This is a genomic window from Streptomyces sp. NPDC046915 (assembly GCF_040644935.1).
In the GTDB taxonomy this organism is placed as follows: Bacteria; Actinomycetota; Actinomycetes; order Streptomycetales; family Streptomycetaceae; genus Streptomyces.
Map to the genome: position 1 here is coordinate 505,910 of NZ_JBEYXB010000005.1, position 13,265 is coordinate 519,174.

The 13,265-nt window shown below is 71.3% G+C and carries 16 protein-coding genes; 6 read left to right on the forward strand and 10 right to left on the reverse strand.

What is annotated here, in order from left to right:
• Positions 1–25 precede the first annotated feature (25 nt).
• Entirely contained in the window at positions 26–511 is a 486-nt protein-coding gene (locus ABZ915_RS16335) for a hypothetical protein (protein WP_361802299.1), read from the forward strand.
• Between the two features lie 33 nt (positions 512–544).
• Here ABZ915_RS16335 and ABZ915_RS16340 read toward each other — a convergent pair whose 3' ends face one another.
• From ABZ915_RS16340 to ABZ915_RS16370, 7 genes are all read right to left on the reverse strand, one after another.
• Entirely contained in the window at positions 545–1,069 is a 525-nt protein-coding gene (locus ABZ915_RS16340; protein WP_361802302.1) for a hypothetical protein, read from the reverse strand.
• A 106-nt stretch (positions 1,070–1,175) separates the two neighbouring features.
• A complete protein-coding gene (locus tag ABZ915_RS16345; protein WP_361802305.1) occupies positions 1,176–1,859 on the reverse strand; it encodes a uracil-DNA glycosylase in 684 nt (227 codons plus the stop codon).
• Between the two features lie 91 nt (positions 1,860–1,950).
• On the reverse strand, positions 1,951–3,525 hold the full coding sequence (locus ABZ915_RS16350; protein WP_361802308.1) for an ABC transporter substrate-binding protein: 1,575 nt from the start codon (positions 3,523–3,525) through the stop codon (positions 1,951–1,953).
• 200 nt (positions 3,526–3,725) lie between these two features.
• Positions 3,726–4,487, reverse strand: coding sequence for an SDR family oxidoreductase (locus ABZ915_RS16355; protein ID WP_361802310.1), 762 nt, complete (start codon positions 4,485–4,487; stop codon positions 3,726–3,728).
• A 20-nt stretch (positions 4,488–4,507) separates the two neighbouring features.
• On the reverse strand, positions 4,508–5,269 hold the full coding sequence (gene fabG / locus ABZ915_RS16360) for a 3-oxoacyl-ACP reductase FabG (protein WP_361802313.1): 762 nt from the start codon (positions 5,267–5,269) through the stop codon (positions 4,508–4,510).
• Between the two features lie 126 nt (positions 5,270–5,395).
• Complete coding sequence (locus ABZ915_RS16365; RefSeq protein WP_361802316.1) at positions 5,396–5,812, reverse strand: DUF3037 domain-containing protein; 417 nt, start codon at positions 5,810–5,812, stop codon at positions 5,396–5,398.
• Positions 5,809–6,600 carry a HipA family kinase gene (locus tag ABZ915_RS16370; protein WP_361802319.1) on the reverse strand — a complete coding sequence of 264 codons (792 nt, stop codon included), beginning with the start codon at positions 6,598–6,600 and terminating at the stop codon, positions 5,809–5,811. Before ABZ915_RS16370 ends, ABZ915_RS16365 begins: the two co-directional genes overlap by 4 nt.
• 174 nt (positions 6,601–6,774) lie before the next feature.
• On the opposite strand from ABZ915_RS16370, the gene ABZ915_RS16375 reads away from it, so the two are divergent.
• Positions 6,775–7,281 carry a Rieske (2Fe-2S) protein gene (locus ABZ915_RS16375; RefSeq protein ID WP_361802321.1) on the forward strand — a complete coding sequence of 169 codons (507 nt, stop codon included), beginning with the start codon at positions 6,775–6,777 and terminating at the stop codon, positions 7,279–7,281.
• Between the two features lie 10 nt (positions 7,282–7,291).
• On the opposite strand, the gene ABZ915_RS16380 is transcribed toward ABZ915_RS16375, so the two are convergent.
• The gene (locus ABZ915_RS16380) at positions 7,292–7,936 is read right to left on the reverse strand and encodes a cysteine hydrolase (protein WP_361802324.1); all 645 of its coding nucleotides are present in this window, start codon (positions 7,934–7,936) and stop codon (positions 7,292–7,294) included.
• Positions 7,937–8,098: 162 nt separating this feature from the next.
• Here ABZ915_RS16380 and ABZ915_RS16385 point away from each other — a divergent pair, with 162 nt between their 5' ends.
• Positions 8,099–8,566 carry a pyridoxamine 5'-phosphate oxidase family protein gene (locus ABZ915_RS16385; RefSeq protein ID WP_361802327.1) on the forward strand — a complete coding sequence of 156 codons (468 nt, stop codon included), beginning with the start codon at positions 8,099–8,101 and terminating at the stop codon, positions 8,564–8,566.
• 15 nt (positions 8,567–8,581) lie between these two features.
• Here ABZ915_RS16385 and ABZ915_RS16390 read toward each other — a convergent pair whose 3' ends face one another.
• On the reverse strand, positions 8,582–9,484 hold the full coding sequence (locus tag ABZ915_RS16390) for a LysR family transcriptional regulator (RefSeq protein WP_361802330.1): 903 nt from the start codon (positions 9,482–9,484) through the stop codon (positions 8,582–8,584).
• 74 nt (positions 9,485–9,558) lie between these two features.
• Between ABZ915_RS16390 and ABZ915_RS16395 the strand changes: the two genes are divergently transcribed.
• Complete coding sequence (locus tag ABZ915_RS16395) at positions 9,559–10,497, forward strand: DMT family transporter (RefSeq protein WP_361802333.1); 939 nt, start codon at positions 9,559–9,561, stop codon at positions 10,495–10,497.
• Between the two features lie 6 nt (positions 10,498–10,503).
• Here ABZ915_RS16395 and ABZ915_RS16400 read toward each other — a convergent pair whose 3' ends face one another.
• Positions 10,504–11,835 (reverse strand): aminotransferase class I/II-fold pyridoxal phosphate-dependent enzyme, encoded by a 1,332-nt coding sequence (locus ABZ915_RS16400; protein ID WP_361802336.1) that lies wholly within the window; start codon positions 11,833–11,835, stop codon positions 10,504–10,506.
• Between the two features lie 45 nt (positions 11,836–11,880).
• Between ABZ915_RS16400 and ABZ915_RS16405 the strand changes: the two genes are divergently transcribed.
• Both ABZ915_RS16405 and ABZ915_RS16410 read left to right on the forward strand, forming a co-directional pair.
• Positions 11,881–12,564 (forward strand): pyridoxamine 5'-phosphate oxidase family protein, encoded by a 684-nt coding sequence (locus ABZ915_RS16405; protein WP_361802339.1) that lies wholly within the window; start codon positions 11,881–11,883, stop codon positions 12,562–12,564.
• Positions 12,564–13,193 carry an FMN-binding negative transcriptional regulator gene (locus tag ABZ915_RS16410; RefSeq protein ID WP_361802342.1) on the forward strand — a complete coding sequence of 210 codons (630 nt, stop codon included), beginning with the start codon at positions 12,564–12,566 and terminating at the stop codon, positions 13,191–13,193. Before ABZ915_RS16405 ends, ABZ915_RS16410 begins: the two co-directional genes overlap by 1 nt.
• Positions 13,194–13,265: the final 72 nt, after the last annotated feature.

The window sequence follows — 13,265 nt, forward strand, 5'->3', positions numbered from 1 at the left end:
GGCGTCACCCACCAGAGTTGCGCGGGTGCATCGAACGACGACCACCGCAGCGCTCCTGGCCACCGTGGCCGTCTCGGCCCTCTCCGGCTGTGTGACGGTCCAGCGTCCGCCGACGTCCGGCCCGCCGCCGGGTACGGCACCGTCACAGACCTCGGCGTCCCGGCCGGACGGCAGCACCCGGCCACGGATCGTGCAGGCGCCGGCCCGGGAGGCACTGGAGATGGTCGGCCCGTCCCGCCGGCCGGGCCGCCCCGCGGCGCCCACGCCACATCGTCCGCCGGCCCCACCGGTGCCCCGGCAGCAGCCGCCGCGGGTCACGCGTCCCCAGCCGCCTCGCAAGCCTCCCGAGCAGCCGCGCGGGAAGATCCCCGGCGCGTCGAAGTCCGTACCCGATTCCGCACCGAGGTCCCTGCCGAAGAACCCGGACGTGTGCGCCCTCGGCAAGCAGTACGGCGGCTGGCGGCCGGGCAGCCCGGAGGCGGTCATCTGCGATCAGGCCTACGGGCACTGACCCCGGCCGCGGCCCCGGGCGCTGCGTCGGCCGCTACGTCGGCCGCTGTCTCGGCGGCCCCCAGGACTCCCCTCCGGGGGGACCCTCCTCCCCCAGCCGCAGCTCCAGCCGGCTGATCGCCGCCCGCACCCCGTCCCCGTAGCGGTCCTCGCCGAGCGCGTCGGCCGCCCCACGGGCCCGGCGCAGATGGGTGCGGGCGGCCTCGGAGTGGCCCAGTTTCACGTAGTCGGCGGCGAGGTTCAGATGCAGGCTGGGGTAGAAGGCACGCATCGCGGCCGGGCTCTCGTCCCCGGCCTCGTGCTCCTGGGCCAGTTCCTCAGCCGCCGACAACGCCCGCAGGTCCCAGGCGAGTTCGTCGGAGGGGTCGTCCTGGGTGTCGGCCAGGTAGTGGGCCAGTGTGCAGCGGTACAGCGGGTCCCCGTCCTCCGCCAGCTCCGCCCACAGATCCAGGAACCGGCGCCGGGCCTCCTCGCGGTCCCCGCCGTGATGCAGCATCACGACCTGCCCGATCCGCGTCAGCACGGCGTCCGGCGCCGCCTGCTCCTGTCGCTCCGCCACCGCGTCCTCCGGGCACACGTAGGGGCCTGTACCGGACGACGCTAACCGTCGGCACCGGCAAACCCGGTCAGGCGGCCCCGTACGACACAGGACCGCCCGGCCGCGGTCAGCCGAGGTTCGGGATGCTCCAGTCGATCGGCTCGTGGCCCTGCGCGGCGACGGCCTCGTTGATCTGCGTGAACGGACGGGAGCCGAAGAACTTCTTGGCCGACAGCGGCGAGGGGTGCGCGCCCTTGACCACGGCGTGCCGCTCGGCGTCGATCAGCGGGAGCTTCTTCTGCGCGTAGTTGCCCCACAGCACGAAGACCGCGGGGTCGGGCCGGCCCGCCACCGCGCGGATCACCGCGTCCGTGAACCGCTCCCAGCCCCGGCCCTTGTGCGAGTTGGCCTCGCCGCCGCGGACCGTGAGCACCGCGTTCAGCAGCAGGACGCCCTGCTGGGCCCACGGCATCAGATAACCGTTGTCCGGGACCGGCGTGCCCAGCTCCTCGTGCATCTCCTTGTAGATGTTGCGCAGCGAGGGCGGGGTCCGCACGCCGGGCCGGACCGAGAAGCACAGGCCGTGGCCCTGGCCCTCGCCGTGGTAGGGGTCCTGACCGAGGATCAGGACCTTCACCCGCTCGAACGGCGTGGCATCCAGCGCGGCGAAGACCTCCTCGCGCGGCGGATGGACGGGACCCTTCGACCGCTCCTCCTCGACGAACTCGGTCAGCTCCTTGAAGTAGGGCTGCTGCAGCTCGTCGCCCAGAACCCCGCGCCAGGACTCGGGCAGCATGGCGATGTCGGTCACGTCAACGTCCTCACGATGTGCGGTCACTTCCAGGTCTCAGAACCTACAGGCGACCACTGACAACGGGTCCCGCCCTCGGAAAACGCCTCCGCTACCAGCTGGTCTTCCGGAACAACTCCCACATCATCATGATCGTGGACGGGTCGACCGACCGCTCCGCGCCGGAGATGTCGTCGCTCACGGCCAGGTACTGCTTGCCCTGCCACAGCGGCAGCAGCCGCACGTCGTTCGCCAGGATCGTCTGCGCCTCCTGGAACTCCTTCACCACACGGCCGCGGTCGGCCTCTTGGCGGGAGCGGGGCAGCAGGTCGTCAGTGATCTTGGGTGTCGAGTAGGGCGTGCCGACGGCGTTCTGACTGCCGACGAACGGCGCGATGAAGTTGTCGGCGTCGGGGTAGTCGGGGGACCACCCGCGCCCGAACACCGGGTACTCGCCCTTCTGGTAGCCCTTCACATAGGTGTTCCAGGGGGCACCGTGCAGGGTGACGGTGAACAGGCCGGAGGCCTCCAGCTGGCTCTTGATCTCCTGGAACTCCTTCGCGGTCGCCGAGCCGTAGCGGTCGGTGGTGTACCAGAGCGTGAGCGGCACCTTCTGGGTGATGCCCGCGTCGGTGAGGATCTTGCGGGCCTTGGCGACGCTGGGGTCTCCGAAGTCGTCGAAGAAGACGGTGGTGTGCCCGGTCAGGCCGGCGGGGACCATGGAGTAGAGCGGTTGGACGGTGTCCTTGTAGACCTGGTGGACGATCTCGCTGCGGTTGATGAGCTGGGCGATGGCTCTTCGAACGGGAGTCTTGCGGGCCCAGGGGTCCTTGGGGTTGAACACCAGGTACTCGATCTCGTTGCTCGATCCGTCGATGAGATCGATGTCCTTGTTGCCCTGCCTCTGGAAGGAGAGGACGTCGGCGGCGGCGAGGCCGCGGAAGATGACGTCGATCTTCTTGTCACGCAGGTCGTCGGCCAGCAGATGCGAATCCTGGTAGTAGCGGATGGTCACCGCGTCGTTCTCACGCTTCGCGAAGCCCTTGTAGCTCTTGTTCGCGACCAGCACGGCCTCCTTGCCCTGCTGGTAGGACTTCAGGTCGTACGGCCCGGACCCGGTCACCCGGTCGTCCTTGCGCAGTGCGTTCTTCGAGTACTCCGCGGGGTCCACGATCGACATGCCGGGCGTCGCCAGCACGAACGGGAACGTGGCGTCCGGCTTGTTCAGGCGGAAGACCACCTCGCGGTCGCCCACCGCCTGGACCCGGTCGAGGCCGGTGAGCAGGCCGGCGGGGCCGGTGCTGACGTTGATCTTCTTTATTCGGTCGAACGAGTACTTGACGGCCTGAGCGTCCAGTTTGTGCCCGTTGGAGAAGGTCAGGTCCGAGCGGAGCTTGCAGGTGTAGACCGTGTTGGACGCCGAGAACCGACAGCTCTCGGCCGCGTCGGGCTGCGGCGTGGTCGCGCCGACGGGGTAGTTCAGCAGGGTCTGGTAGATGTTACGGAAGAGTTCCCAGGACTGGTCCCAAGAGGCGGCCGGATCCAGGGTGCTGGGCGCGCTCGTGGTGCCCACCACGATCGGGCCGCCGCTGTCCTGGCCATCGTCGGAAAGGATTCCGCAGCCGGCCACCAAGGATATGGACAGGACCGCAGCCACCTTCTGCAGGCCTCGGTTCCGGTTGAACACGCGCACACTCCTCGATCCGCCATACCAAGGGTCGGCAGACCATACCGCAGCGTCACGCCCGCTGAACCACCCTGTGACCAGGCTCCTTGATCCACTGTGGTATGACGACGTTGTCATTCCCCGTGTGGATCTTGTACGGCATGAAAACGGGCGCCGCTCCCGTGGGGAACGGCGCCCGGAGCGCGTGACGGCGAGCGCCGTCAGCCCACGCCGGCGTTCAGGAAGATGCCGCCGTCGACCACGAGCGTCTGCCCGGTGATCCAGTCGGACTGCGTCGAGGTGAGGAAGGCGGCGGCGCCGCCGATGTCGGAGGGCACGCCGAGCCGGGCGAGCGGGTAGGCCGCGGCCGCCTCCTCCTCCCGGCCCTCGTACAGGGCCTGCGCGAACTTGGTCTTCACGACGGCCGGGGCGATGGCGTTGACCCGTACCTTGGGCGCGAACTCGTGCGCGAGCTGCTGGGTCAGGTTGATCATCGCGGCCTTGCTGACGCCGTAGGCGCCGATGAACGGCGAGGGCGCGAGACCCGCGACCGAGGCGATGTTGACGATCGCACCGCCGTTGTCCTTCTGCCAGGCGTGCCAGGTCTTCTGCGCGAAGCCGAGCGCCGAGATCACGTTGGTCTCGAACACCTTGCGCGCGACATCCAGGTCGAGGTCGGCGATCGGCCCGAACACCGGGTTCGTACCGGCGTTGTTGACCAGGAAGTCGACGCGGCCGAAAGCCTCCATGGCGCGTGCGACGGCCTCGGTCTGGTGGGCGAGGTCGTGCGCCTTGCCGGCGACGCCGATGACCCGTTCGGCGCCGAGCTGCTCGACGGCCTCCTTGAGGGCGTCCTCGTTGCGGCCGGTGATGCACACCCGGTCGCCGCGCGCGACGAGCGCCTCGGCGACGCCGTAGCCGATGCCGCGGCTGGCGCCCGTGACGAGGGCGACCTTGCCGGAGAGTTCAGGCAGTTCAGTCATGTCCGTGGTCCCCAGTGTCCCTAGTTCAGCGGTCCGCCGGCGACGTACAGCACCTGGCCGGAGACGAAGCCCGCGGCCTCGCCGGTGAAGAACGCGATGGCGTTGGCGATGTCCTCGGGCTCGCCCACGCGCTGCACCGGGATCTGGGTGGCGGCGGCGGCCTTGAACTCCTCGAAGCCCATCTTGACGCGGTCGGCCGTGGCCTTGGTCATCTCGGTGGCGATGAAGCCCGGGGCGACGGCGTTGGCGGTGATGCCGAACTTGCCCAGCTCGATGGCGAGGGTCTTGGTGAAGCCCTGCAGGCCCGCCTTGGCGGCGGAGTAGTTGGCCTGGCCGCGGTTGCCGAGCGCGGAGGAGGAAGACAGGTTGACGACGCGGCCGAAGCCCGCGTCCACCATGTGCTTCTGGACGGCCTTGGTCATCAGGAAGGAGCCGCGCAGGTGCACGTTCAGGACGGTGTCCCAGTCCGAGGCGCTCATCTTGAACAGCAGGTTGTCACGGAGCACGCCCGCGTTGTTGACCAGGATCGTCGGGGCGCCCAGCTCCTCGACGACGCGCGCGACGGCCGCCTCGACCTGCGCCTCGTCGGAGACGTCGGCACCGACCGCGATGGCCTTGCCGCCGGCCGCGGTGATCTTCTCCACGGTGTCCTTGCAGGCGGCCTCGTCGAGGTCGATCACGGCGACCGCGCGACCCTCGGCGGCCAGCCGTACGGCGGTGGCGGCACCGATGCCGCGCGCGGCGCCGGTGACCACGGCGACCCGCTGCTCAGTGGTGGACATTGCTGATTCTCCTCGCCCTAGAGAAGGTGCGCCCGATGGGTGAGCGACCGCTTAGTACCTTCGACACAGGTGACGCTAGAAGCCCTGGCACCCCGTGTCAACGGCACACAGGGCGCGTGTGATCCATTACCTCACCAGGAGGTCCAGCAACCGCTCCGCCTCGCCCGCCGGATCGGTCGTGAGCCCCGTGTGCACGGGCCCGGGCTGCACGACCGTCGAGCGGGGCGCGATCAGCCAGCGGAAGCGCCGCCCGGGATCGTCCCCCGCCGCCTGTCCGGCCGCCCCGCCCCCGGCGCACACGCCCTCGACGGCGCCCAGCGCGGCCCGCACACCCACCACGTCCGCATCCGGATCGAGCGCCAGCAGCCGGACCTCGTCGAGGTGGGTACGGGCGCCGACGTACGCCTTCGCGCGGCAGTAGACGACCACTCCCGCATTGATGCACTCGCCCCGTTCGACACGGGGTACGACCCTGAGCAGCGCGTACTCGAAGACGTCGCGGTCGCCGCCCTGACCTGACCGGGTGATGTGGCGCTCGATCACTTGTTCCCCTCGATGCCGTGGATGCCGTGGATGCTGTCGAGGCCGTTGACGCGCTCGTGGATGCCGGCGGCCCGCGCGAGCAGCGGACGCGCATAGGCCCGCCGGAGGTCGTCCGGGGCCGCGAAGCCCGGTTCACCGGCCAGCCAGGCGTCGGGGATCTCGGCGGTGACCTCGGCGAGGAGTTCCTCGGTGACCAGGGGCGCCAACGCGGCGGCGGCCGAGCGGACATCGGGCGCGAAGCGCGCGAGGGCGTGGTCCGAGGCATCGTACGGACGGGCCGCGGAGGTCTCGGCGGAAGGCCAGTTGTGGTGCCAGATCATGGTGGCGCCGTGGTCGATGAGCCACAGCTCTCCCCGGTGCATCAGCAGATTGGGGTTGCGCCAGGAGCGGTCGACATTGTTCACCAGCGCGTCGAACCAGACGATCCGCCCGGCCTCCTCGCTGCTCACCGTGAAGGCGAGCGGGTCGAAGCCGAGGGCACCCGAGAGGAAGTCCATGCCGAGGTTGGTGCCGCCGCTGGACCTGAGCAGTTCCTGCACCTGCTGGTCGGGTTCGCCGAGCCCCAGTACCGGGTCGAGGTCGATCGTGACCAGCCGGGGCATCCGGAAGCCGAGGCGGCGGGCCAGTTCGCCGCAGACGACCTCCGCCACCAGCGTCTTGCGGCCCTGACCGGCGCCCATGAACTTCATGACGTACGTCCCGAAGTCGTCGGCCTCGACGAGTCCCGGCAGTGAGCCGCCCTCCCGCAGGGGCGTGATGTAGCGGGTCGCGATGACTTCCTTGAGCATCGCCCCAGGCTACTGGGGGCTGCGGCGACGCCCGGACCGACAGCGGAACGACAGCTGTGGTTTACGTTCGCCTCATCTCCAGGAAGACAAGATCTCGATGCCGTCTGAACAGGTGGTGCCCCAAGACCGTACCCCTGGACGGATCACGAAAAGCTCCGCGGAAGGGAACCCCACATGACCAGCGCATCGCCCACTCCCGCAGCGGGACCGGCCCGCCGCACCGTCGTGGCGGCGGCCGGAGCGGCGGGACTCGCCGCCGCGCTGACCGCCTGCGGGTCGGACGACAAGTCGTCGGACTCCTCCAGCGCGGCCGGGTCCAACGGAACGGCCGGATCGGCCGGTGCCGGTGCCGGCAGCTCGCCCAGCGCACAGGAGAGCGGCGGCAGCGCCGGTGGCACCACGCTCGCCAAGACCTCGGACATCCCCGAGGGCGGCGGCAAGATCTTCAAGGACCAGGGCGTCGTCGTCACCCAGCCGGCCTCGGGCACGTACAAGGCGTTCTCGTCCAAGTGCACCCACGCGGGGTGCGCGGTGGGCAGCGTCGCCAACGGCGTGATCGTCTGTCCGTGCCACAACAGCCACTTCTCCGCGGCCGACGGAAGTGTGAAGCAGGGGCCCGCGACGCAGCCGCTGGCCGCCGCGAACATCACCGTCTCCGGGGACGAGATCAAGCTGGCGTGAAACGCGGGCGTCAGCCCTGGCGGCGCGGCCGCTTGAGGCAGCCGAGCACCTCGTCCGTGGTCGCGACCGTGGCGACCAGCGCGAGGGTGTTGCGGATCATCGCGGGGGTGTAGTCGGCGGGCACCCCCGCGACGGCGTCGGCGGGCACGACGGCGGTGTAGCCGAGGTTGACCGCGTCGAACACGGCGTTGGGGATCGCCACGTTGGCCGAGACTCCGGTCACGATCAGCGTGCGGCAGCCCAGGTTGCGCAGCAGTGCGTCGACCTCGGTGCCCTGTACGGGCGAGAGGCCGTGCAGCCGTCGTACGACGATGTCCTCCTCGGTGACCTCGATCGGCGCCGCGACACGCACCGCCGAGGTGCCGGACAGCTGCTGTACCGGGAGCCGTTCGGCGGCACGGAACAGCCGGGCGTTGCGACTGGCGGCCCGGCCGTCGGGGCGGCGTTCGGCAACGGCGTGGATCACCTGGACACCGCTGTCGTGCGCGGCGGCGACCAGCCGGGCGATGTTGGCCAGGGCGCCGGAGGAGCGGGCCTGACGGGCGAGTTCGGGCAGCGCGCTGTCCGGGCCGACCACGCCCTGCTGGCACTCCACGGTGAGCAGGGCGGTGCTCGCGGGGTCGAGGACTTCACCGAGCCGCTCGTGCGACGCCATGTTCGCGCCCTTTCGCCGGAGTTCGGGGCGGGCGAGACTAACCGGCATTGCGTCCGAGGGGAAGACGACCCATTCTTTTCTGACGTGATGTCAGAGGATCTAGGCGCCGGACAGGACCCGGACCGTCCTCCTCTGGCACGACGTGGGAGAAGAGGGGGATGCATGACTGCCACTCAGCGCCGGGGCCGGAAGATCATGATGACAACGGGTGAGGTGGACGAGTTCCTCACCACCCAGCGCACCTGCCGGGTCGCCACCGTGTCGGCGAACGGCGCACCGCACGTGAGTGCCCTGTGGTACGCCTGGGACGGTGTGTCGCTGTGGCTGTACTCGGTGGTGCGCAGCAAGCGCTGGACGGACCTCAGCCGCGATCCGCGGGTGGCGGTCGTGGTCGACTCGGGCGAGGAGTACGACCAGCTGCGCGGCGTCGAACTGACCGGCACGATGGAGTTCGTGGGCGAGGTGCCGCGCATCGGGGAGCTGTGCGCCGAACTGGACACCGCGGAGACGCTGTTCGCGCGCAAGAACTTCGGCCTGGACGAGATGCCCCACGACGGGCGGCACGCCTGGGCGCGGCTGACACCGGAGAAGATCGTCTCCTGGGACTTCAGCAAGCTGGGCCCGGCGTAGGACTGTCGGCGCGGTTCAGCCGACCTGCTCGGCCGCCGTCCGCAGCGCCTCGACCGCCGCGCGGATCGACGGGCGGCGGTCGGCGTCCGCGCGCCAGACGACGTACACATGGCGGCGCACCCGCTGCTTGAGCGGCACCATGACGACGCCGGGGGGCACCGGGTGGCGGCCCAGCAACGGCGCGATGCACACGCCGAGTCCCGCGGCGACCAGGCCCAATTGGGTGTGGGTCTCGGCGGCACGGTGGCCGACGATGGGCTCGACGCCGCGCGAACGCAGCGTGAACATCAGCCACTCGTGGCAGAACTCGCCCTCGCCCCAAGTGATCCACTCGTCCTCGGCGAACTCCCCGAGGTCCACCTCCTCGCGGTCCGCGAGCGGGTGGCCGGCCGGCATCGCCACGTCGGCGGGGTCGTCGAGCAGGGGTGCCTTGACCAGGCCGTCGGGCACCGGCATCGGCTTGTTGTACCAGTCGAGGACGACCGCGAGGTCCAGGTCGCCGCGCACCACTCCGGCGATGCCGTTCTCCGGCTCCAGCTCGCCGGAGCGCACCCGCAGCGCCGGGTGCCGGGCGCGCAGGTCGGCGAGGGCGGTGGGGAACAGACCGCGCGCGGCGGTCGGGAACGCCGACAGCCGCAGCTCTCCGGCGACCTGGCCCCGGTGCGCCTCCAGGTCGGACTGGGCGAGCTCCACCTGGGAGAGGATGCGCGCGGCGTGCTCGGCGAGCAGCCGGCCGCCGTCGGTGAGCCTGACGCCCCGCCCGTTCTTGGCCAGGAGCCGCTGGCCGACCTCCCGCTCCAGTTTGCCCAGCTGCTGGGAGACCGCGGACGTCGTGACGTGCAGCGCCTCGGCCGCCCCGCTGACCGAGCCGTGCCGGGCGAGGGCGTCGAGGGTGCGCAGGCGCTCCAGGTTCAACATATAAGTAATACTAAGAGGTGTCGCTGTGGAAATCTCAATTGTGCTACGAGGTCGACTGAAGCATCGTGGAGGCCATGACCACCGCCGCTGCCACCCGCGCCGAGGCCCGACAGACCGCCGCGCGCCCCCGCACCCGCCTCGACTGGCGCCTCCGTTTCGGCGCCCTGTCCCTGATATGGGGCTTCAGCTTCCTGCTCATCAAGGTGGGCACGCAGGGCTACGCGCCCTTCCAGGTCACGCTCGGGCGGCTGGTCTTCGGCACGGCGGTGCTCGGGGCCGCGATGGCGGTGAAGCGGGAACGACTCCCGCGCGGGGCCCGCACCTGGGGCCATCTGGCGGTCGCCGCGTTCCTGCTCAACGCCCTGCCGTTCTCCCTCTTCGCGTACTCGGAACTGACGATCCCGTCCACGCTGGCCGGCATCTGCAACGCCACGTCGCCCCTGTGGGGCATGGCCCTGTCCCTGGTCGCCCTCTCCGAGGACCGGCCGACGCGAGTGCGGGTCGCCGGGCTCGGTCTGGGCTTCCTCGGAGTCCTGACGGTCCTGGGCGCCTGGCAGGGCTTCACCGGCCTCGACGCCACGGGCACCGCGCTGGCCCTGCTGGCCTCGCTCAGCTACCCGGTCGGCTGGATATACGTCCGCCGCACACTCGCCGGCAGCGGCCACTCCCACCTGTCGATGACGGGCGCCCAACTGCTCCTGGCCACGCTCCAGCTGACCGTCGTCACCCCCCTGTTCACCACCGCCCCCGACCGCTTCGCCCTCATACCGCTGCTCGCCGTCGCCGCCCTCGGCGCCCTCGGCACCGGTCTCGCGGTCCTCATCCAGTACGGCCTGGTCGCCGAGGTCGGCCCGACGACGGCCCAGATGGTCACCTACTTCATCCCGGTCATCGCCACAGCCGCCGGCGTCGCCATCCTGGACGAGACACTGCACTGGACGACGCCGGTGGGGGCGGTGATCGTGCTGGCGGGGGCGGCGCTGACCCAGGCGCGGGGCAAGCGGGCCGCTTAGGGACCCCTAGACGTAGCTGCGCATCGGGGTCGGCCCGACCGCCGAGGCGATCGCGTCCGCCAGTGGGGCGACCTCGGCCGGGGCCAGGGTCGAGACGGTGATCCGGATGCCGGGCGGGGCGTCGAGGCGGAAGCGGGCGCCGGGCGAGACGGCCCAGCCGGCGTGCAGGAGGCGGGCGACCGCGCCGGTCTCGTCGGGGACGGGCACCCAGACGTTCATACCGCTGCGGCCGTGGGCGCGGACCCCGCGCTCGGCGAGCGCGTCGATGAGCAGCTCCCGGCGGGCTCGGTACGCCGCTGCCACCGCCGGACCGTCGACCGCGCCGCTCGCCCGCAGCCGCACCACCGTCCGTTGCAGCAGCAGGCTCACCCAGCCGGGCCCGAGCCGCTGCCGGCCTCGGACCCGGTCGACGGTGACCGGGTCGCCGGTGAGCACGGCGTGCCTGAGGTCGGGGCCGTAGGCCTTGGCGGCGGAGCGGACGAACGCCCAGTGGTGGGTGACGCCCGCGAGAGGGTGCAGCGGCAGGTCGACGATGCCGTGGCCGTGGTCGTCCTCGACGAGCAGGGTCTGCGGGTGCTCACGGAGGACGGCCCGCAGGGCACGCGCACGCGGGGCGCTCACGGAGGCGCCGGTGGGGTTCTGCGCGCGGTCGGTGACGATCAGGGCCCGCGCGCCGGAGCGCAGGGCCGTGCGCAACGCCTCGGGGCGCGGCCCCTCGTCGTCGACACCGACGGGGGTCGTGCGCAGTCCGAGCGCGGAGACGAGGTCGAGGGTGCGGCCCCAGCCGGGGTCCTCGACGGCTACGGCGTCCCCCGGCTTGAGATGGGCGGCAAGGACGCGTTCCACGGCGTCGAGAGCCCCGGAGAGCACCGCCAGAGGGCCCTCGGGGACGCCGTCGGCGTCGAGTTCGGCCCGTGTGACGCGGGCCAGTTCCGGCTCCACGGGATCGTCGCCGTACAGCACCGGTTCCCGGTCCGCCTCCTCGGCGACGGCCGCCAGCGTCGGTGCGAGCGGCGGCAGCAAGGCGGGGTCGGGGTTGCCGTCGGACAGGTCACGCACCCCCGACGGCACGTCCACGCGCACCTTCTCCCGCCCGGTGGTGGCCGGCTTGGGCCGGATCCGGCTGCCCCGGCGCCCGGCCGTCTCGATGACCCCGCGCTCGCGCAGGGTGCGATAGGCGGCCGCGACAGTGTTCGGGTTCACCCCCAGCCGGACCGCCAACTCTCGCATCGGAGGCAGCAGTTGGCCGGGCTCCAGGGTCCCGGCGCCCACCGCGCTCTCGATACTCGCAGCAATCTCCGCTGCGCCACGTCCTTCGATCGGATACTCTCCTAGCACAAAATCAATTATGCACTAGTGCAATCCAAATGCAAGGAGACCGTCATGCAGGGCACCGAGCAGACGCCGCCGCAGCCGGCCGCGTACCGCCCGACCGACCGCACCGTCCCCACGCGTGCCGCGCACAAGGCGTCGTACGACAGGGAACTGGTGCACGCGATACTCGACGAGGGGTACGTCTGCCACCTCGGCTTCGTCCGCGACGGCGCGCCCGTGGTGCTGCCCACGCTCTACGGCCGGGTCGGCGAGCGCCTGTACGTGCACGGCTCCACGGGCTCGCGCCCGCTGCGGATGACCGGCCAGGCCGACCCGGGGCTGCCGGTGTGCTTGACGGTCACCCATGTCGACGGCCTGGTGCTGGCCCGCTCCGCCTTCCACCACTCGATCAACTACCGCTCCGTGGTGGTGCACGGCACCGCGTACGAAGTCACCGACCCCGAGGAGAAGCGGCTCGCCCTGGACGCGCTGGTCGACCATGTCGTCGCGGGCCGGGCCGCCGATTCCCGCCCCGCCAACAAGAAGGAGCTGGCCGCCACCGCCGTGATCCGCCTCGACCTGGACGAGGTCTCCGCCAAGCTCCGCACCGGCGGCGTGAGCGACGAACCCGAGGATCTCGCCCTCCCGCACTGGGCCGGCGTGGTCCCGCTGCGCAAGGGGTACGACGCTCCGCTCCCCGAGGCCGACCTGGCCCCCGGCACCGCGCTCCCCGACTACCTCACGGCCCTGTGATGCTGATCCACCCCTGGGACGCACCCCACGACGACACCGAGTGGCAGACCTGGCTGGCCGCCCACGACTTCGGCCAGCTCGCGGTCAACGGCCCGCCCGGCGAGCCACCGCTCGTCCAGCCGCTGCACTTCGCCTACGACCCCGACCGCCGCGAGGCCGTCACCCATCTCGCCCGCCCCAATCCGCTCTGGCCCGCACTCGAGGCGGAGCCGCGGGTGCTGCTGAGCGTGGTCGACGACTACGTCTTCGTTCCGGGCCCCTGGCAGGCCGCACCCGGCACCCCGCCCGAACACGGCGTCCCCACGAGCTTCTACGCGGCCGTCCAGCTCAGCTGCACCGCCCATGTCGTGGACGATCCGGCGGAGAAGGCCGCCCTCCTCAACCGCCAGGTCGGCCACTTCCAGCCGGACGGCGGCTCGGCCCGCGCCACCCCGGGCGAGGCCCCGTACGGCCGTCTCCTGTCCGGCATCCGCGTCCTGCGGCTGGAAGTGACGGACGTCCGGGCCAAGTTCAAGTACGCGGGAAAGCGATCGGAAGAGGTCCGCCGGCACATGGTGACCGCCCTGATGAGCCGCAACGCCCCGCGCGACACGGCGGCGCGGGAACATCTGATACGGCGGGGGGCCTGAGCGACCGCCTCGGCTGTCGCTCAGGCCCCCCGACCGCACCCCGGCCCACCGCACCCCGGCCCACCGCACCCG